Origin of the sequence: Staphylococcus caprae, assembly GCF_002902725.1 — a bacterium.
GTDB classification, from domain to species: domain Bacteria; phylum Bacillota; class Bacilli; order Staphylococcales; family Staphylococcaceae; genus Staphylococcus; species Staphylococcus caprae.
In genome coordinates, this window is the sequence record NZ_PPRT01000093.1 from 1 (window position 1) to 20,939 (window position 20,939).

General features: G+C 32.9%; 19 protein-coding genes and 2 pseudogenes. 10 read left to right on the top strand and 11 right to left on the bottom strand.

What is annotated here, in order from left to right; translation table 11 throughout:
- Positions 1-86 precede the first annotated feature (86 nt).
- The gene (locus CD155_RS12390) at positions 87-803 is read left to right on the top strand and encodes an epoxyqueuosine reductase QueH (RefSeq protein WP_103213457.1); all 717 of its coding nucleotides are present in this window, start codon (positions 87-89) and stop codon (positions 801-803) included.
- A 78-nt stretch (positions 804-881) separates the two neighbouring features.
- Here CD155_RS12390 and CD155_RS12395 read toward each other — a convergent pair whose 3' ends face one another.
- On the bottom strand, positions 882-1,103 hold the full coding sequence (locus CD155_RS12395; protein ID WP_256605088.1) for a hypothetical protein: 222 nt from the start codon (positions 1,101-1,103) through the stop codon (positions 882-884).
- Positions 1,104-1,286: 183 nt separating this feature from the next.
- A complete protein-coding gene (locus tag CD155_RS12400; RefSeq protein ID WP_103213459.1) occupies positions 1,287-2,351 on the bottom strand; it encodes a quinone-dependent dihydroorotate dehydrogenase in 1,065 nt (354 codons plus the stop codon).
- 228 nt (positions 2,352-2,579) lie between these two features.
- Between CD155_RS12400 and CD155_RS12405 the strand changes: the two genes are divergently transcribed.
- On the top strand, positions 2,580-3,437 hold the full coding sequence (locus CD155_RS12405; RefSeq protein WP_103213460.1) for a fructosamine kinase family protein: 858 nt from the start codon (positions 2,580-2,582) through the stop codon (positions 3,435-3,437).
- 416 nt (positions 3,438-3,853) lie between these two features.
- On the opposite strand, the gene CD155_RS12410 is transcribed toward CD155_RS12405, so the two are convergent.
- The 6 genes from CD155_RS12410 to CD155_RS12435 all read right to left on the bottom strand — a co-directional run bounded on the left by CD155_RS12410 (position 3,854) and on the right by CD155_RS12435 (position 8,883).
- A complete protein-coding gene (locus CD155_RS12410; protein WP_103213461.1) occupies positions 3,854-4,798 on the bottom strand; it encodes an amidohydrolase family protein in 945 nt (314 codons plus the stop codon).
- Between the two features lie 190 nt (positions 4,799-4,988).
- On the bottom strand, positions 4,989-5,609 hold the full coding sequence (locus CD155_RS12415) for a nuclear transport factor 2 family protein (RefSeq protein ID WP_103213462.1): 621 nt from the start codon (positions 5,607-5,609) through the stop codon (positions 4,989-4,991).
- Positions 5,610-5,643: 34 nt separating this feature from the next.
- A complete protein-coding gene (locus CD155_RS12420; RefSeq protein WP_103213463.1) occupies positions 5,644-6,480 on the bottom strand; it encodes an alpha/beta fold hydrolase in 837 nt (278 codons plus the stop codon).
- Positions 6,481-6,505: 25 nt separating this feature from the next.
- Positions 6,506-7,510 carry an amidohydrolase family protein gene (locus CD155_RS12425; RefSeq protein WP_103213464.1) on the bottom strand — a complete coding sequence of 335 codons (1,005 nt, stop codon included), beginning with the start codon at positions 7,508-7,510 and terminating at the stop codon, positions 6,506-6,508.
- 111 nt (positions 7,511-7,621) lie between these two features.
- Entirely contained in the window at positions 7,622-8,326 is a 705-nt protein-coding gene (locus tag CD155_RS12430) for an SDR family NAD(P)-dependent oxidoreductase (RefSeq protein ID WP_103213465.1), read from the bottom strand.
- A 14-nt stretch (positions 8,327-8,340) separates the two neighbouring features.
- Positions 8,341-8,883, bottom strand: coding sequence for a TetR/AcrR family transcriptional regulator (locus CD155_RS12435; RefSeq protein ID WP_103213466.1), 543 nt, complete (start codon positions 8,881-8,883; stop codon positions 8,341-8,343).
- Positions 8,884-9,013: 130 nt separating this feature from the next.
- On the opposite strand from CD155_RS12435, the gene CD155_RS12440 reads away from it, so the two are divergent.
- From CD155_RS12440 to CD155_RS12450, 3 genes are read left to right on the top strand one after another with little or no spacing between them, the layout of a single operon-like run.
- A complete protein-coding gene (locus CD155_RS12440; protein ID WP_103213467.1) occupies positions 9,014-9,313 on the top strand; it encodes a DUF2316 family protein in 300 nt (99 codons plus the stop codon).
- A 12-nt stretch (positions 9,314-9,325) separates the two neighbouring features.
- Positions 9,326-10,144 (top strand): NmrA/HSCARG family protein, encoded by an 819-nt coding sequence (locus CD155_RS12445; protein WP_103213468.1) that lies wholly within the window; start codon positions 9,326-9,328, stop codon positions 10,142-10,144.
- 36 nt (positions 10,145-10,180) lie between these two features.
- The gene (locus tag CD155_RS12450; protein ID WP_002444390.1) at positions 10,181-10,558 is read left to right on the top strand and encodes a VOC family protein; all 378 of its coding nucleotides are present in this window, start codon (positions 10,181-10,183) and stop codon (positions 10,556-10,558) included.
- A 178-nt stretch (positions 10,559-10,736) separates the two neighbouring features.
- Here CD155_RS12450 and CD155_RS12455 read toward each other — a convergent pair whose 3' ends face one another.
- Both CD155_RS12455 and CD155_RS12460 read right to left on the bottom strand, forming a co-directional pair.
- On the bottom strand, positions 10,737-10,973 hold the full coding sequence (locus CD155_RS12455; protein ID WP_103213469.1) for a DUF896 domain-containing protein: 237 nt from the start codon (positions 10,971-10,973) through the stop codon (positions 10,737-10,739).
- A gap of 220 nt (positions 10,974-11,193) precedes the next feature.
- A complete protein-coding gene (locus tag CD155_RS12460) occupies positions 11,194-11,760 on the bottom strand; it encodes a TetR family transcriptional regulator (protein ID WP_002444386.1) in 567 nt (188 codons plus the stop codon).
- A gap of 250 nt (positions 11,761-12,010) precedes the next feature.
- Here CD155_RS12460 and CD155_RS12465 point away from each other — a divergent pair, with 250 nt between their 5' ends.
- From CD155_RS12465 to CD155_RS12485, 5 genes and pseudogenes are all read left to right on the top strand, one after another.
- Positions 12,011-13,408 carry an amino acid permease gene (locus CD155_RS12465; protein WP_103213470.1) on the top strand — a complete coding sequence of 466 codons (1,398 nt, stop codon included), beginning with the start codon at positions 12,011-12,013 and terminating at the stop codon, positions 13,406-13,408.
- Between the two features lie 457 nt (positions 13,409-13,865).
- Positions 13,866-14,708 (top strand): annotated as a pseudogene (locus tag CD155_RS12470) (PTS sugar transporter subunit IIC); the annotation flags it as partial.
- Position 14,709: 1 nt separating this feature from the next.
- Positions 14,710-15,816: pseudogene (locus CD155_RS12475) on the top strand (polyphosphate kinase 2 family protein); the annotation flags it as partial.
- 451 nt (positions 15,817-16,267) lie between these two features.
- Positions 16,268-16,972 carry a transglycosylase SLT domain-containing protein gene (locus CD155_RS12480; protein ID WP_103213471.1) on the top strand — a complete coding sequence of 235 codons (705 nt, stop codon included), beginning with the start codon at positions 16,268-16,270 and terminating at the stop codon, positions 16,970-16,972.
- 669 nt (positions 16,973-17,641) lie between these two features.
- A complete protein-coding gene (locus CD155_RS12485) occupies positions 17,642-18,409 on the top strand; it encodes a transglycosylase family protein (RefSeq protein WP_103213472.1) in 768 nt (255 codons plus the stop codon).
- 1,014 nt (positions 18,410-19,423) lie between these two features.
- Here the strand turns inward: CD155_RS12485 and CD155_RS12490 are convergent.
- Positions 19,424-20,939, bottom strand: a 1,516-nt coding sequence (locus tag CD155_RS12490; protein ID WP_103213473.1) for a LysM peptidoglycan-binding domain-containing protein, incomplete at its 5' end; no start/stop codon positions are given.

The window sequence follows — 20,939 nt, forward strand, 5'->3', positions numbered from 1 at the left end:
TATTAAAATAGCCTCTCTTTATACATCTGATAATATATAATAAAGTCAAACTATATTTACCGGACGTATTAAAGGGAGGTTTTGTCATGATCGAAGCGGATCAAATATTGGCAAAAATGAAAAATCAGAAAATCAATTACGATAGAGTTTTGAGAAAAATGATATCTCAGTGGGAACATGAAGGGGAGCGCCCACGAATTTTATTACATAGTTGTTGTGCGCCTTGTAGTACTTATACTCTGGAATTTCTTACACAATATGCGGATATTGCGATTTACTTTGCTAATCCTAATATTCATCCTAAGAGTGAGTATTTAAGACGTGCTAAAGTTCAAGAACAATTTGTAAAAGATTTTAATGAAAAGACAGGCGCCAATGTGGAATACATTGAAGCGGAATATAAACCACATGAATTTATGAAAATGGCCAAAGAAAAGGGGCTTACTGAAGAACCTGAGGGAGGGCTACGATGTACAGCATGCTTTGAAATGCGCTTAGAAATTGTAGCGCAAGCGGCAGTCAAATATGGTTACGATTATTTCGGAAGTGCCATCACGCTCTCTCCTAAAAAGAATGCGCAACTCATTAACGAGTTAGGTATGGATGTTCAAAATATTTATAATGTTAAATATCTGCCGAGCGACTTCAAAAAGAATAAAGGATATGAACGCTCTATTGAAATATGTAAAGACTACAATATATTTAGACAGTGTTATTGTGGTTGCGTCTTTGCAGCCATGAAACAAGGCATTGATTTTAAACAAATTAATAAAGAAGCAAATGCATTTTTACAACAGTTTTAACGATAAAAATCCCAAATGTAGATGGAAATGAGCTTTTTAGTATAGACTACTTCTCTACGTTTGGGATTTTCTATAGCATTACATCATTTTATGAATAAATCTAAATATGGCTAAACCTGCGATAACAATCATTGATAAAAGTGAGAATATCTTAAACTTTTTACTCTCAGTTTGTTTCTCTGATTCGCCTGTTTCCATCATTTCACGTAATTCGCGTTCAATTTCTAAGTCTAAATCTGTTTTTCGATAACCGTTTAAACCTTGTCGTTCATCTTCATTATCCTTATGTTGATTAGGCATTTCAGTCGATGTCTCTTGCTTCACTTGTTCATTTTTATCTTTGTTCTCGTCACTCATCTTTATGCCTCCTAAATTCATGAAACACATATTTTTATTACAGTATAAAACGTTTTAAATATATGTAAAGAATTTTTTAAAGGTTAAATATAATTAATATGAATTTACGACTAACAGATTATTAAATTATGCATCTAAACCAATAATATCACTTACATTATGATAGTTATTTTCAGTTAGATACTGGGCAATTTCTTTATTTATTTTCTTAGTTAAACCTGGACCTTCAATGACTAAAGAAGAATAAATTTGTAATAATGATGCACCGTTTCTTAACATTTTAATCGCATCTTCTGAACTAAAGATGCCTCCAGTACCAATAATTAAGAATTTACCTTGCGTCTCTTGATATGCATATTTAACAAGTTTTAAGTTGCGTTCAAATAAAGGCTTACCACTTAATCCGCCTTCTTCAGTTTTATTGTCTGAAGTTAATCCATCACGTTGACGCGTTGTATTGGCAAGGATAACACCGTCAAACGTTTTCGTAATTGACGGTAAAATGTTTTTGAAACCTTCTAATTCCATGTCTGAAGTTAATTTTAAGAATATAGGTACATTGATTTCATTTTCAGATTTAAAATGAGTTAAAGCTTCACAAAGCATTGTAAATTCATCTTTGTCATGGAAATTCTGTAAATTCTCAGTATTTGGAGAGCTAATATTTACAGTAAAGAAAGTGACGTCATTCTTAAATGTGTCAATTACTTTAATATAGTCTTGATAGCGGTCTTCGTATGACGTCTTCTTATTCACGCCGACATTTATACCAACTGGAATAGTGTAGGCATGACGTCGTAAATGACTAAGCGCTTTGTTCATACCAATATTATTGAAACCCATGCGATTAATTAATGCATTATCTTCTACTAAACGATACATACGTGGCTTTGGATTACCTGGTTGAGGCTTAGGTGTAATACCACCTAATTCAATTGCGCCAAAACCAACATGTTCTAAGGCCTTAGGTACTTCGCAAGATTTATCAAATCCAGCAGCAAGTCCTATAGGATTATTGAATTTGATGCCATGGATTGTTTGAGCAAGTATAGGATTACTATAATTGAAAAGTTTATCCATGATTGAATAAATGATTGGAAATTTTTGCACTGTTTTGAGGGCATCAATGGTCATTCCATGTGCACGCTCAGGATCTAGTTTAAATAAGAAAGGTTTAACTAATTTATACATGATAACGCTCCTATTTCATTATATTTGAGGCTTACTATCCCCAACTTAATATATTTGAAATCCATTCTTTTAATAGACTAGCATTTTAATAAATATTTTCATAGTTAAATTAGTGAAAGTTAAAAAATTGACTTAATTACAAAGTATAAAGTTGAAGTTGAGATTAATCATCTACAGAATAGGAAATATAATAAGGAATAACGATAAACTTCTTAGGAAGGTGAAAGCATGAAAGCAGAATGGAAAAAAGAACTATCTTTAGAAGGAATTAAGGATATCTCGCCTGTAAGTGGTGGAGATGTTAATGAAGCGTTTAAAGTGACTACAACTGAAGATGACATTTTCTTTTTACTTGTTCAGCGTCATAGACCTGAGTCATTCTATGCAGCTGAAATTGCTGGGTTGAATGAATTTGAGAATGCTGGAGTCACGGCGCCACGTGTGATTGCTAGCGGTGAAATCAATGGGGATGCCTATCTTATTTTAAGTTATCTTGAAGAAGGTGGACGTGGAAGTCAACGTGAACTTGGGCAACTTGTTGCCAAAATGCATAGCCAACAGCAACCCGATGGTAAATTTGGCTTTAGTTTACCACATGAAGGTGGAGATATTTCATTTGATAATACATGGGCGGATACATGGAAAGAAATTTTTATTGATAGAAGAATGGACCATTTAAGAGATGAACTCATGCGAAAGGGTTTATGGAATGAAGAGGACAACAACGTTTATGAACAAGTGAGAACTGTAATGGTGAATGAATTGGATAACCATGAAAGTAAATCTTCTTTATTGCATGGCGATTTATGGGGCGGCAACTATATGTTTCTTACAGATGGAAGTCCAGCTTTATTTGACCCAGCACCACTTTATGGTGATAGAGAGTTTGACTTAGGAATTACTACAGTTTTCGGTGGTTTTACGGAAGAATTTTATGATGAATATGAAAAGCATTTTCCACTAGCGAAGGGTGCTCAAAAGAGATTAGAATTTTATAGATTATACTTACTCATGGTGCACTTACTTAAATTTGGTGGCATGTATGCGGCCAGTGTAAATCGCTCGATGGACACGATTTTAGATTAATTCAGACTGCAGACAAGCCCTTTTAAAGATTAGGCTAATATATCAATACTTCGTATTGCTTAGCTCCCTTGCCGCGGGCATGGCTTGGGAGTGATACAGAATTCTAGAATTTAAGAATTCGTATTATCACCCCCGCAAGGATGATTAGATGTTGAGCATTTTATGAGCTCAATATCAATCAGCTACTGCGTAGCCGGTTTTTTAAAAATTAACTGACTTACAAGTAGTCTCAAGACGCATGCTATTCCTGCAGGCGTGTCGCCATCAATACTTCGTATATCTAACCTTTCAATTAGCAAGGGTTACTAACAGTCTTATCTTTTCAATTACTTTGTTTACAAACATATTTAACTATCCCCACACAGATGCGTTGGTAAAACCGTTCGCTATTGTGTGGGGATAGTTATTGTAGAAAATTAAGATTTCATTTTATCTAATAACGCTTTGCCGTTGTCATATAACATATGAATTTTAGAATCAATTGTAATTAAATCTGTTGATTCTATTTCATTGGCTAACATTGAGACGACTTGATTCGTCGTATAAGGTGCATCAGAACCATAGACAATCTTATCTGGATCAACCATTTCTAATAATGTAGGTAATTGATAAGGTAAAACCTTTCCAGCTAAATCAAAGTAAAGGTTCTTCATCACTTGTTCTAAATCGTCGGGTTGTTTTTCAGAGCCAAACATCTTATTACCCATAGCCACACGTTGAGCGATGACAGGTAGTAATGCACCGCAATGAGGGACAATCCATTTAATATTAGGATATTTACTAAAGACATTTTTCTGACTCATATAAATAATTGTACGTGTCGTATCAAAGATAAATTCCATTAATGGTGGCGGAACTTCCTCGCTCATTGCTTTAATCGCTGGTTTTGGTTCGTTAGGGTGAATTGCAACTGTAGCTTGACGTTCATTTAACTTTTCAAGTACTGGGTCTAAGCGTTCATCACCTAAATAGACGCCACGTGCATTGGTAGGCAATGTAAAGCCTAAAGCTTGTTGGTCACCTAGCGCTTTGTCTATTGTATTGACGCTTTCTTCTGCGAGCGGTAACGGTAAAGTAGCGAAGAATCCAATTTGATCGCTGTATTGTTGAGTGATGTTGGCTGCGTATGTGTTAACTTCCTCTGCAAGTTCTAACATTTTGTCATCTGGTGCAGCACTGATGTGTGGACTTGAAATGGATAAGACACCATATTCAATATCCTGTTCTTTCATTAAATTGATATATGATTTTGGTGAAAATGGGGGCGTCTTCACGCCATCACCTTTGCCATCAAAGTAATCATCAAGAAATTGACTAAAGCCAGGAGAAATATAATGTGCATGTAAATCTATCTTTTTCATTCTATATACTTCCTTTTAAGTTTCGGACATCACGCTTTCTTACGGGAACGAGACGAGGAGCCAAGATCTCGCCACTCGTTCTATACCGTAAGGAGGCGGATGCCCTTTTTAATTATTACATTTAACTTTGTAGTTTCTATGATTGGGATAGTGAAAATAATTTTTCTAAATGATATTTCTGTCTTATTGCTTATTCTTCATTTTGAGTTAACCAATGATCGAGCTGTTCGTAATATTTATTAACGTCCTCTGGTCGATCAATACCTGGTAAGTCATGATTAACGTCATAACCGAGTTCATTTAGTGCATAGGATAAACAAGCATAACTTTTACGATATCCTTCAAAGTCTGAGTTAGGTAAATTAATAGTAGTTGGTATCACAGGTGTTAATTTATCTTTCTCATAAATGGAACCTAAACCTTTAATTAACCAAATGCCTTCTTCATTTTTTTCGAGACTATAAATGATTTTAGCGTCAGAATCTAGTTGCATTTCAACATTTTTGATATCAACTCGAAATTGTATTGTAGCTTGCATCATAGCGATAGCACGATTGTCATTTATCCACATTTGCGTATTATAAATTTGATGTGGAGCATAGCGATTCATTTCTTCAGAAGAAGTGACAAATTCTTCACCTGTACCATCAAACCATGAAATATTTACACGAGAATCTTCTGCAAAGCAGCTTCTCATACTATCCCATAAAGCATTGTCTCTACAGAAACGTTCAAATTGAATTAACTCTAAAATATTTTCCTTATCCAATAAAGTTTCGTTGGTATAAGGTTTATTTCGTTCAAATAACATTGAATCAAACTCCTTTTTAAACTTCTAAAACGGATTAACCCCAAATGTTTAATAAAACTTCAGCAAAGCCTTCAGGTTTCTGAATATAACCTAAGTGGCCGCCAGGAATATCAACAATTTCAATTCCAGTTTCATCTTTAATGAAGAAGTTTACTTCTTGAGGGAAAGAACCTTTAGAGTCTGTACCATTTAATAGCGTAATTATATCTTTATGTTGATTTAAATCCTCAATAGAAATATCAGATTCAGTGTATTGGCGTATTTCATATTTGAACCAACCTAGCATTTCTTCAAAGCGTTTTTTACTTTCCGCGTCATCTTCAGATTGTGCAGGTTTAGACATATATTGTTGGTCAAGTTGACTTGTTTTTAATGTTTCACCGAAAAGTTTCATTGCTTGAGGCATGCCCTCATTAACTGCAATATCGATGATTTCTTTATTTTTATCTTGCCAATACTTAGCATTTGGTAAGAAAGTATTGATAGGTGGTTCGTGGAAAGCAATGCGTTTCACAACATCTGGATGTTCTTTTAAAACGTGCATGGCTACAATGGCACCTGAGCTTGAACCTAAAACGTATACAGGTTCATCACTTAATGATTTCGCTAATTCAGCGATGTCTTGAGCATCACGTTTAACTCGATAGCGACTGTCAGGGTTTGACACTTCTTCTGGTAACGGTTCAGTTAATTCGCTTTGACCATATCCGCGACGATCGACTGCAACCACTGTGAAATGATCTTGGATTTGTTTAGCTAGTGGCATGTAAATGTCACCAGTTCCATTTGCACCTGGAATTAAAATAAGTACAGGACCTTTACCAATTTTATGATAACGTAATTTAGCACCTTGTAATTCTAAAGTTTCCATTTGAAAAACCTCCATTTGAGTCTATTTATTTTTCTAAGCCTAATAATTTAGCACCATTTTTATAGCTGATTTTTTCTTTTTCTTCTTCCGTTAAATCTAATTCGTCTAGGAATGTGCCTAATTTATCAGGTTCAACGTAAGGGTAATCTGCTGAATATAAAATTCGATCGACACCGACTTCTGCTTTGACTAAATCAAATTGTGGTTTAGTTAACATTCCGCTTGGCGTAATATAGAAATTATTTTTGAAATAATAACTAATAGGGTGTTCTAAATGGTCGGCAAATAAGATGTCATCCATACGTTCAAGGAAGAATGGAACAAATTCTCCCCAATGTCCAATAATCATATTTAAGTTAGGATGACGATCAAAGACACCAGATAATACGAGGTGTATAGCGTGAATACCCACATCTACATGCCAACCGTAACCAAAACAAGCGAATGTAGCTGCAGTTACATCTGAATAATTACCTTTATAATAAGCTTGGTAGACATCGCTTTGAACTGGAGAAGGATGTAAGTAAATAGGTACATTTAATGCTTCAGCTGTTGCAAATAAATCATCGTATTGATCTTGATCTAGGAAGCCATTTTTAGGATGTCCCATAATTAATGCACCTTTAAAACCTAATTCTTTAATGCAACGTTTGAATTCTTCAACTGCTGCTTGAGGTTCGTTGATAGGTAATGTGGCAAATCCCACAAATCTATCAGGATGTTCGTTAACATATTTTGCTAATGTATCATTGGCCTGTTGACATAGTTCGATGGCACGCTCACCTTCTAAATTGGAAGGTGCACCATTACCATATGACAATACTTGCATTTCAACATCATGTTCATCCATGAATTTGATACGCTCATCATGTTTTGTAATATCATCTGCATTCGTAAAGCCTGATTTTTGTTCTAGACCTTTTAGCATGGTTTGCATTGGAACACCGTTAGAGTCTGAAGACATATACTTCATTGTTTCTTTCTGAATGTCATCAACGACGTAATGTTCTTCAAAATTAATACTTTTCACTTAAAATCCCTCCAGAGATCGATAAAACTAATTTTATTTGATTATTATGTGCGATTTACATTTAATGCACTACGTTTTTCCCATTAAAGATAGAAACAAACACGTACAAAATTACCAAGGCATTGGGCCATCACCGTCGATAAATGTGCCAGTTGGACCATCAGCATCGATTGTGGCGAGTTCAACAATTGGTTTGACGCCTTCTGATGCTGGTTTAGAGTTGTTGCTGAAGTCTCCAACCAAATCAGTGTTAGTTGAACCTGGGGCTGCAGCATTAATTTGCATGTGTGGAAGACCTTTAGAATATTGTAAAGTCAACATTGTCACCGCTGATTTTGAAGAACAATAAGCGAGGGAATTCACTTTTGATTCAGCTTTATCAGGATTTGTCACCATACCGAATGAACCTAAACCACTACTTACGTTAACGACTACAGGCTGTTGTGATTGCTCTAGTAATGGGATGAATGTATTCATCATTCGAACAATACCGAAGACATTTGTGTTATAAACTTTTTCAACGTCTTCTACAGTTATGTCGGCTACTTTGGCAAATCCGCCTGAAATACCAGCATTATTAATAAGTACATCGACACGTCCTTCTTTTTCGGAAAGGGTTTTGAAAGCTCGTTGAAATGACTCATCATCGCTAACATCAAGTTGTACGTAATCAACACCTAATTCTTTAGAAGCTTTTTGACCACGTTCTTCATTTCTTGATCCAATATAAACTTTATAGCCTTTCGCTTTTAATTCTTTAGCTGCCTCATATCCTAAACCTTTATTTCCACCAGTAATTAACGTTACTCTATCCATTTCAAACACCTCGATTAATTTAAATATAGTCTAATTAAGTTATCTCTAATTTCGTTATTTGAAAGTTGTCTTTTACTTCTTTGAATTTCATAAGCCTTTGTAGATAAAGACTTTAATAGCATATCCGTTTTGAATGTAGCCCATCTTTCATCATGACCGTCATGAAATAAATCATAATAGAAATCGAATAAGTCAGAGAAAAATTGGCTATGATGAAATTGAGTCTTAGTATTACTTTCCTCAATACAATTTAATAAATCACTATTTTCAAATTTAAATTTAAGAAAAACATCTAGGGATTTTTTCATAATCTCTTCTTTAGAATGAGAAGTCGAGGCTACACGCTTCATTTGATGGATAATTTCATCAAAATCATGTTCGATAATGTGATAGCACAAATCACTTTTATCTTTAAAATGACGATAAAGCGTACCCATACCAATTCCTAGTTCTTTAGAAATTCTATTCATGCTGACGGTATCAACACCATGTTCTTTAAATAACTCAATGGCTTTTTCTTCTATACGTTGACGATTTTCTAAAGCATCTTTTCGCAATACATTCACCTTCTTAATTAATAATTATTGACAAACGGATAACGCTCCGTTTATTATAAGTCATGCTAAATACGAAATCAAACAAGAGACTATATAAAAATGAAATTATACGAAAGTGAGTGATTGACTCATGTCATTAAATAAAGAACAAAGACGTATCACTGCTATAGAATTACAAGAACATTTCAATCAATCAACGTTAAGTATGGAAGATATTGCAAATAAAATGAGTATTTCAGTAGAAGAAGTGGAAAAGGTATTGAACATGAATGCACCAAATGGATTCTTTGATAATCAACTTCAAAGATTTATTCATCTCGTTTGGGATATTCGTGATGTAATCAATTCGAATATTAAAGAAAATGGAGATACGCCTGAAGAATATACTTATTTAAAAGGTGAAAAAGAAGATTATTGGTTTTTACAATAGGAGAGAGATAAAATGACAAAAAGTATTTTAGTAATTGGAGCAACTGGTAAACAAGGTAATGCTGTTGTGAAACAATTGTTAGAAGATGGTTGGCATGTGCGTGCTTTTACAAGAAATAAAAATAACGAAAAATTAACGTCTATTGAGAATGAGCATCTTGAAATCTTCGAGGGAGATTTAAGCAACGAAGATAGTTTGGCTCAAGCAATGCAAGGTCAGTATGGATTGTATAGTGTTCAGCCGATTATTCCAGATAATGTTGAAGAAGAATTAAGACAAGGTGAAATGATTATTGATACGGCCGAAAGACAAGGGGTCAATTATGTAGTTTATAGTACGGCTGGTGGAGTGAACCGCGATAGAACTGGCCCGCATTTTGAAGCTTTAGCCCAATTGGAAAATAAAATCAAAGCATCACGTTTAAATTTTACAATTATCAAACCTTCATTCTTTATGGATAATTTCTTAAGAATCACTAAAGTAGAAAATGGAGAAATTAAAATACCAGAGTTTATTGATCCAAATGTGAAATTTGCAATGATTTCTTCCATTGATATTGCTAAAATTGTATCCACATTATTCGAAGATGCAGAATCATATAATCATCAAGAATTAGAAATTGCTTCTGATGAACTTACTTTAAACGAAGTAGTGAAAACATTTGCGACGGTGACAGGCAAACCTACAGAAATTGAAGGGGCATTTACAAGTGGTACTACTGAGAGAAGTTGGCTTGAAGAAAAAGGATACGTTATTGATTTTGTACAAATGGAACGTATCAACCCAACGCGTTTAACACTCGATAAATGGATTGCCGAAGTAGATTTTTAGACTTTCTGTTAATCATCAAATTTAAGAGGTGAAGATATGATGCATTCAATGTGGTTTAATTTAAATGTTAAAGATTTAGACCGTAGTGAGCAATTTTTTAAAACATTAGGATTTGAAATTAATAAAAATCCTGACATGTTAGATAAGATGGTAGGTATTTCGATTGGCCAAACCATTGTGATATTAATAGAAAATAATCATTTCGAATCTGTATCACATCAAGAAGTTGACGCGCATCCTAATGAAGTAATGATTTCATTAGGGGTTAAAGAAAATAAAGAAGTGGATGAATTAGTAGAGAAAGTAGAGTCTGCAGGGGGAACGATTATTGATCCACCAGGAGTAAAGCAGGGTTATTATGGAGCAATGTTCGCTGATCCAGACGGACATAAATTTAACTTTCTAGTTTGTTAAGGTTAATAATTATTACATTAGAATTTCTACAGATTAAAATCTTAGTTGTTTAGAGGAATACAATAGACCAGGTCTATTGCATAAGAGTTTCTACAGATTAAAATCTTAGAAACTCTAAAAATATATGTGGCGCCGTGTACATTATTTTAGTACATGGCGCCTTTATTTATACCACAAATTATTCTTCAATATTGCCATATCCATATTCTTCACGTAATTCGTAAACTTTGTCTGGTGTAACATCTTGACCAAGTGGATCAAGTACTTTCATTGTTGAGAATGTATGAAGTACTTGGCCACGAATCATTTTCAAATAATCTTGTCTTAATTGATGTTGTTCTTGTTTTTCTTCAAAACTTAAACTTTCAACTTTTTCTTTATTTGCTAGTTCATTAATTCTATCTAATAGTTTCATTAATGAATATCCTCCTTATTTTCCAGGGTTCAAACAACAGTTATCATCTATGCAACAACTGTTGTTTAAATTCAATATACGCTCATGGATGTTCTTTTACAACCAACATGCTCATATTAAAAGTTGCTTAAGCAACTTTTAATCATATGTGTTGTTTAAATGTATTAAAAAATAAAAAACCACTCACAATGTGTGAGTAGTGGTTGTAAGCAAATAAAATTTAAAGTTGTGTAATATGTTGAATGAGGAAAGGAAGATTTTTCTTAATAAATGTTTCTGGCGTGAGTTTGCTTGTTTCTAGCCAATGCTTAGCTAATCCACAAACACCTGCTGCTAAGAAACTTGCGCTATTTACCAGTATCTCTCTTTCATGACTAGGGAAACTATTTTCAAGCATAATAGTGAAAATATCCTCCAGTTCATTATTGATACGTTTATGCGCTTGATTACAGAATTCTTCACTATTCATTTCGCAAGAATCTTGAACTTCAACCATATAATAGGCAATAGAAATAAATATATTAGAAAGAATTTCCTCATTAATTACTTCTGAAATATTTAAAGTATCGTTTAAATCCTTAAGGATAGTTACAGAAAGTGTGTAATCGAGAATATCATATTTATCTGTAAAATGCGCATAGAATGTCGCTCTATTTACTGTCGCTTCATCGGTGATATCTTTAACACTTACTTGAGATAATTTCTTTTCTCTTGATACTTTTTGAAAGGCATTAACAAGTAATTTTTTAGTTCTGATAATACGAGGATCAATTTTAGTAGCGTCCATGTTTTCACCTACCTAACATGTGTTGTTTAACTTAATTAAATTATCTTCTCTAAATTGGTAGATGTCAACGAAGGAGATTCGATGAATACATAAGTATTTGATTGTTTTTAATTATTTAGGGTATTATAAAAATTACAAGAATAAATGATTTGATTTTGAGAAGAATTGTTTATTAGATAAAAAGGGGTATCTAATTATACATTAACATTCAGACATAAATATACTCCACGAAATGGAGAAGAATGAAGTTATGGCAGATAAGCTGCAAAGAGAATTAAGTAATAGGCATATTCAATTGATTGCAATTGGAGGCGCTATTGGGACTGGGTTATTCCTAGGTGCAGGTGCATCAATTCATTTAGCAGGACCTTCTATATTACTGACATATATTATAGTTGGTTTTATATTATTTATGTTTATGAGAGCAATGGGAGAATTGCTTTTATCTAATTTAGGATTTAAATCTTTTGGGGATATTGCGCATCACCATATAGGTTCTATGGCAGGATTCATGGTCGGTTGGACGTATTGGTTAACTTGGATTATTTCTGGTATGGCAGAAGTGACTGCTGTAGCAAAATATGTTGACTTTTGGTATCCAGAAATGCCGAACTGGATTACAGCTGCGGCTACAATATTAATTTTAGTTGCTTTAAACCTATTTAGTGCAAAGTTATTTGGAGAGTTAGAATTCTGGCTATCAATTATTAAAGTCATCACGATTTTTGCGTTAATCATTATTGGTATCGTTATGATTGTGTTTGCGATGAAGACACAATATGGTCCAGCAACAGTAACTAACATTTGGAAGGAAGGTGGCTTCTTCCCGAATGGTGCTTCTGGATTTTTCATGTCATTCCAAATGGCAATATTCTCGTTTATTGGAATTGAGTTAATAGGTATTACAGCAGGTGAGACAAAGGAGCCACATACGACGATTCCTCAAGCAATTAATAATGTACCTTTCAGAATATTAATTTTCTACATTGGTTCGTTAGCTGTGATTATGTCAGTAGTACCATGGGATAAATTAAATCCTGATGACAGTCCATATGTAAAATTATTTGGACTTATTGGTATTCCATTTGCTGCAGGAATTATTAACTTTGTCGTATTAACTGCAGCTGCATCATCATGTAACAGTGGTATCTTTGCGAATAGTCGTACAATGTTTGGATTAGCAGGAAGAAAGCAGGGACCAGCGTTCTTACACAAGACAAATAAAAATGGCGTTCCATACTACGCAATTCTTGTGACTTGTGGATTATTAAGTATCTCAGTTATTTTAAATGCAATTTTTAAAGACGCAACGAAAGTATTCGTTCAAATCACTACATTTTCAACTGTATTAAATATCTTAATATGGGCAGTGATTATGGTTGCATATCTTGGTTTCTTGAAGCATAATCCAGAGTTGCATAAGGAAAGTAATTATAGAATGCCAGGCGGTAAATACATGGCTTATGGTATTTTAGTATTCTTTGCTTTCATTTTTGTGATTTTACTTATTAATAGTAGTACGCGTTTGGCAGTTCTTTCTATACCTGTATGGATTGGCGTATTATTCCTGATGTATCAAAAATATAAAAAAGAATCTCGTAAAACAGAGATTCCTACAGAAACTGAAGAAGACGTTGAAGAAGCATAATATTAATTGATAAATAAATTAAGACAATATAAAACAAAATCCCTAGTAGCGTTTTTGGGCTGACCGAATTCTCTACTAGGGATTTCTATATGTTTAGATTATTCTAACTTGAATTTTCGGCTCTATACTAAATAGGACCGATTTTTCTATTGTCATTAATGATGAATTTCAGATTTCCGCGGACTAGATTGTATTACAACTTACCCAGATTATTAAATAATTCGCTTTCTAGATAGTATTTTCTAAATTTGTAAAAATTATCCAAAAATAATTATCTAAATTTTCAGAAAAATATGATATACTATTATTCATAGTCTTGAGAAGCGTGTATGAATTTTATTAGATATCCCTCTAAGTTTATTGCATCAAAGAATCATTTAATTGACTCATACATTGCCTATCAAGACTTCTGTTTTATATACATATTGATTACTTAGCATATTGGGAGGTTTAAGTCATGTCAGCGATTAGAAATATTGACGGACCAAAGGATTTTATTTTTAGAGTTTTATCAGGGGTAGCGGTTGGGATTGTCGCGGGACTGGTTCCAAACGCCATTTTGGGAGAAATTTTCAAGTATTTTATGCAATATCATCCTATTTTTAAAACTTTATTAGGAGTCGTACAAGCCATCCAATTTACTGTACCAGCGCTTATTGGTGCGCTTATAGCAATGAAATTTAATCTAACACCTTTAGCTATCGCCGTCGTTGCGAGTGCGTCGTATGTTGGAAGTGGCGCAGCTCAATTTAAAAACGGTGCATGGGTCATCGCAGGTATAGGGGACCTTATTAATACGATGCTTACAGCAGCAATTGCAGTGTTATTGATTTTGCTTGTAGAAGAACGTGTAGGTAGTATGGCACTGATTGTTTTTCCAACAATTATTGGTGGATTGTCTGCCACTATAGGTGTATTTACGTTACCATATGTAAGATTGATTACAACCGGGATAGGAAATATGCTGAACAGCTTTACTGAATTGCAACCGGTACTAATGAGTATGCTTATTTCGATGGTCTTCAGTTTTATTATCATATCACCATTATCAACGGTAGCTATTGCAATGGCTATTGGTTTATCGGGAATTGCAGCGGGTTCTGCGTCAATCGGTATTGGTGCAACAGAAGCGGTTCTTCTAATTGGAACAAGCCAAGTCAATCGCTTAGGTATTCCGCTTTCTATTTTCTTTGGTGGAGTAAAAATGATGATGCCAAATATGGTGAAATACCCTGTAATTATGGTACCTATTTTTATTACAGCAGCTTTATCAGGTATTGCCTCAGGAATGATTGGTATTGGAGAATCAAATTAAACAGAATCAATATTCGAATTACGATGTTTTGGTTAGACAAATTGATGATTTTGAAAATATGTTAAAAAAAGATAATTATGAAATCATTAAATTTTTCATCGAAATCAATGAAGAAAAGCGGCAAGAACATATTGAACAAACAAAAGAAAATCCATTAATGAAATGGAAAGTACAAGAGTATGAGAAAGTCATACCTAAAGACATTTACATAAGTGAAATGCGACAAATAATAAATGATAGTGATGATTGGAAGGTCATTGATTATACTGAAAGAAAGCAAGCAATCGAAAAAATGTATCTACATATAATAGAAAGATTAGAATCTGCCATAGACAGCTTTCAAACTCATGAAAGCGTTATCGATGGTAAATTTAATAAAAACTTTTCTACATTATTATTCGATATAGAAGTACCTAAAATTCATAAAAAAGAATACAAAGACCAAAATGAAACTTTACAAAAGCGAATGAGAGAACTCCAATTTGCATTATATGAACGTAAAATACCATTGATTTTACTATTTGAGGGCATGGATGCAGCAGGTAAAGGTGGAAATATCAAACGTATAAGGGAGAAACTCGATCCAACAGGATATCAAGTTCATGGTATAAGTGCACCGACTGATGTTGAAAAGAATCATCACTATTTATGGAGATTTGCAAAAGAAATGCCAAAATCAGGGCATGTAGAAATATTTGATCGTAGTTGGTACGGAAGAGTTCTTGTTGAGCGAGTTGAAGGATTTGCTGAACATGCAGAATGGAAACGGGCTTACAAGGAAATTAATCAGTTTGAACAAATGTGGACAGATGAAGGAGCTTTAATTATCAAGTTTTTCTTATGTTTAGATAAAAAAGAGCAGTTAAAGCGATTTAAAGATAGAGAAAAGAATCCAGATAAACAATGGAAAATTACAGATGAAGATTGGCGAAATAGAGAAAAATGGAATCTATACTTAGAAGCGAGTTACGATATGATTAAGCATACAAATATGAATGAAGCGCCATGGCACGTTATACCAGCAGATCATAAAAAGACAAGTCGTATTAAAGTACTACAAACGATCATTAATAGATGTGAAGAAGTGCTGTAAATCGATATCATTGACTAAATATCAAGATGATTTTCAAGGATTTTCTCTTTGAAAGTCATCTTTTTTTAGATGAATTGAGCAAAATTAGATTATAGAATTATTACGGTAGTGTAACAAAGTTGAAATCTGTAATATTACAGATAACTTAATAGTTGAGTCAAACCTATTAAAAAACTGATGTAAAACCGCAAATATCGATGAAATTTTAAACGATTATTAAGGAATTATATGTTACAAAGCGATACATAAATATTTCAAGATTACAAAAGTGAGTAATCATTGTAATTTTTTGTAAGGAACGTGTAATATCATTTAGAGATTTTTGTGGTATAGTGAATACCGTCAAAAGTTAAAAAACATTTCCAATATCGCACAACGAAATTAAACACATAAGAATATAACTTTACAAAATTATAATATTTAAAAAACATATCTGGAGGAATTTTATATTATGAAAAAGACAGTTATCGCATCATCATTAGCAGTATCTTTAGGAATCGCAGGTTATGCATTATCAGGTAATGAAGCACACGCTTCTGAAGCTACTAACGTTGATCAAGCTCACTTAGTTGACTTAGCTCAAAACCACCCTGATCAATTAAATGCTAAACCAGTACAAGCTGGCTCATACGATATTCATTTCGTAAACAATGGTTTCGAATACAACTTCACATCTAATGGTACAAACTGGTCATGGAGTTACCAACAAGCTGGTTCTCAATCTTCGTCAGCTGACTACACTCAATCATACAACCAAGAAAGTTCAAACCAATCAGTAGGTTCTAATACACAATCAAGTAACACTAATGTTGAAGCTGTTTCAGCACCAACTACTAGTCACCATAGCTACAATACTTCAACAACTGATTATAGTTCATATGGTAGTTCAGTAACTTTATCTAATGGTAATAACGCGGGTTCAGTTGGTTCATATGCGGCTGCTCAAATGGCTGCTCGTACAGGTGTTTCAGCTTCTACTTGGGAATATATCATTGCTAGAGAATCAAATGGTCAAAGTGGTGCTCGTAATGCTTCAGGTGCATCAGGTTTATTCCAAACTATGCCAGGATGGGGTTCAACTGCATCAGTAAATGATCAAATTAATGCTGCATATAAAGCTTATAAAGCTCAAGGTTTATCAGCTTGGGGAATGTAATTATTCATATTGGTTAATAAATTAAATTAGTTTTATCAAGTGTCTAAGATATAAAGGTCTTACACTAGTGTAAAAAGGGCAATTTCTATTGAAATAATATAGAAATTGCCTTTTTCGTTACTTATTTGACATTGAACCTAGGTATGTCTTTAATAACCAGGTCGTTTATGATTTAGACAAATAAATTCACCCTCATTAAAATATTCTTATTAATTACACAAATAAAGGAAAATGAATGTGCTTATAATTAAAGATACTATTTTTAATAATGTCTATACACAATCTGTTAAAGGTAAGGCGAATTAAGTTATATATTTTTTAATATATTTTGGAAAAATTCAATATAAACAAAAGCCAACATTCATTATAAAGCGTAGATTCAAATAACCTATATTTATGTTTTGATTTGTATATTAGTTGATACTAGATATATTGATTAATGTAATAATTTTTAAATACTATCCGTATTAGTGTTCAGTTGAAATTAAAGTACTAAAAAAAGATAGTTCATTACAATTATTACTTAAAATGTAATGAAATGTAAAAAGCATGTAATTTACAAATTTGTGCGATGTGTTATAGTGGCAATTGTCAAAAATTAAATAAGTTACTAAAGCAAATATGTAAGAATTTCAATACACTAAAATAAATTTACGGAGGTATTTATTTATGAAAAAATCAATTATTGCTTCATCTTTAGCAGTAGCATTAGGAGTAACAGGATATTCAGCAGCACATGGTCATGAGGCTAATGCAGCTGAAACTAATACTAACCACGCTCATTTAGCTGATTTAGCTCAAAATCATCCTGAACAATTAAATAAAAAACCAGTACAAAATGGTGCTTACAATATCCATTTCAACTATAAAGGTTTCAATTACAATTTCACTTCTGATGGTACTTATTGGAAATGGAGCTACAAAGCAGCTGGTTTAAATTCTGGTCAAACTGCTTCTGCTAATTCTCATCACGCAGTGAATTACAGTCAAGCTTATACGCAAAATACTAATCAAGCTCAAACAAGTAATACTCAAGCTGAAACTTCAAACAACTCACAAGCTAATAACTACCAAGTTAAAACAGTTTCAGCTCCAACAACTAATAATCAATCTAGTCATGTAAATAGTGGTGCAACTTCAAATAATGCTTCATCACAATCAACTTCATCAACTAGATTAGGTAATGGTAATACACCTGGTTCTACTGGTTCAAGTGCAGCTCAAGAAATGGCAAGTAGAACAGGCGTGCCAGCTTCAACTTGGGAACACATCATTGCTAGAGAGTCAAATGGTCAATCAAGTGCACAAAATCCATCAGGTGCATCAGGTTTATTCCAAACTATGCCAGGATGGGGTTCAACAGCTACAGTTCAAGATCAAATTAATACAGCAGAAAAAGTTTACAATCAACAAGGTATGTCTGCTTGGAATATGTAATTTAGCATGTTTGAAAATTGCATAATTAAATGTTAACTTTAATATAGGTTAATGATTTTCTTAATTATTAATTAGCTTAAAGTGATTTTCTTAACTAACCCCTTTAAAGGGGAGGAGAGATAGTTGCTACTATCTCTCTTTTTTTAATTTCATTTAAAAAAATAATAAATTTTAAAACGAAGAGGCTAGTGAGAAGTTTAATTTTTCACTAGCCTGTTATTATATAAAGAATACTCACACTTGACAAAAATGCATCTCTCAAATCTGGGATAAATATTGTTCATCTAATTAAAATAATCAATATGAGACATGTTATTTAATGTCATCCAGCATAATTTAGCACACAAAATAGGAATTATAAGTAACACATAGTCAGTGCACTGAGGTACAGAAGCAAGTAGCATATGAAAAAAGAAATATTAGAATGTTTCTAGGTTAATTATGCATGAGGATAGACGTAGAAACAATTGAACCAGAGGTGTTTAAGAAATCATATATATTTATTATTCAACTCGAAATAGTTGCGGGATACTAAAAAGAAAAAGTAGTTTTATGAGATTTAATAAACAGGCAGACTTAAAAAATAGATTTAGTAATAGAAATTTTTAGTGTATAGGTTTTTGTGGATAAGGTATGTAGAAATAAAAATTAGATTGAAAATTATATTCGTAACCATTTACAAGAAACTATCGCTACAGATAAGATTTCAACGAAAGTATATCTAAATTCATTTAAAGAAGAAATAATAAAAGGACATCATTAGGGGTTCAGTACAGGTCACTAAAAAAGTAGTGTAGTTAACTGAACTGTCAGATTATTTTTTGTTTTGGCTGATAAGAAAGGCTTATATTTGAAGAATAAGTCACCTGTTTCTAAGGTTGATTTTAATTACTTATTGATGATTATATTTTATTATAAGTATCAGTTTTAACTAATATTAAAAATCCCCTTATATGTTTAATTAGAACTCAAACATATAAGGGGGTGGTAAAATCCTTATAATTAATTATTCAATTATTTGAAGATTTTTTTGGCTTGATTATAATATGCGATACGATCATTTAATCCATTAGTACCACCGTTAACTACTCTAGTAACATCTGTTACAGTACCACCTTTATCAACGATAGAATTTAAGTTTTTAGTACTCCAGAACCAAGCAGCGCTTGACCAAGGATATTTATTCGCTACATACTCAACGCCTTTTTCAACTATTTTATTATCCCCCATAGCTTTTGCAAATGCAGTGTAATTACTTCTTCCAGTTAATTGAATGTAACCGCCGCCTTTGAATTTTCTGCCATCGCCAGGATGAGTGTTACCCAAATCAGTGCGTCCTTCGTATGCATCCCCGCTTGCGATCTCAGTAGGATATAAGCCCTTCATAGACTCTTGTGCAACTTGAGCCATGAAATGTTGAATTCTTTTTGGAGTATTAATTTTGAATTTATTTAATGCATTATTTAAGTCTTTAACAACGCTATCTTTAAGTCCATTTTTATTCCAACCAAATTTAGCTAATTGTGATTTAGTGACTAGTTGTTTTGAAGAAGAAGTATCTCCTTTAGAAGGCTTATCATTCTTACCAGTTGATGGTTTAGTTGAAGAAGAACTACTTGGTACTTTAATAACTTGTCCTACATAAATGTTATCAGGATTAGTTATAGACTTATTAAGTTTTTGTAAATTAGAAATTGTTGTATGGAATTTCTCTGCAATTCCTCCGAGATAATCACCATTTTTTACTGTATAGTTTTTAGTCTTAGTTGTTGCTTTATTAGCCATTAGATTTATACTAGAATGAGTAGATTTTCTATTTAAATCTTTCTTATTATTAGTCGCTAAAGTTTCAAATTTACCTTCCTCGTTATTATAAGCATTTAATAAAATATTTAAAATTTCTTTTTGTGATAAGTCATCCCAGTTATTTTTTATGTAGTTACCTACTTTTTTATCAATACCGGAAGTATTTAATTGTTTTAAAGTTTCATCTTTATTGAATTTGTAATTTTTATCATTTTTACTTTGATTTATCATTTTAGATAAACCGTTATTTTGTTTGTTTACTTTATTAGAAGATTTTTGAGCATCAGCATCTACATCTTTATTAGAAGATTTTTGAGCATCAGCATCTACATCTTTATTAGAAGATTTTTGAGCATCAGCATCTACATCTTTAGAAGATTTTTGAGCATCAGCATCTACGTCTTTAGAAGATTTTTGAGCATCAGCATCTACGTCTTTAGAAGATTTTTGAGCATCAGCATCTACATCTTTAGAAGATTTTTGAGCATCAGCATCTACGTCTTTAGAAGATTTTTGAGCATCAGCATCTACGTCTTTAGAAGATTTTTGAGCATCAGCATCTACGTCTGCTTTATTGTTAGAATTTGTTTGATCATTAGTAGTTTCTTTAGAATTAGTTGAATCTTGAGATTGAGATTGTTCTTGATTATTAGTAGTTTCTTTAGAATTAGTTGAATCTTGAGGTTGAGATTGTTCTTGATTATTAGTAGTTTCTTTAGAATTA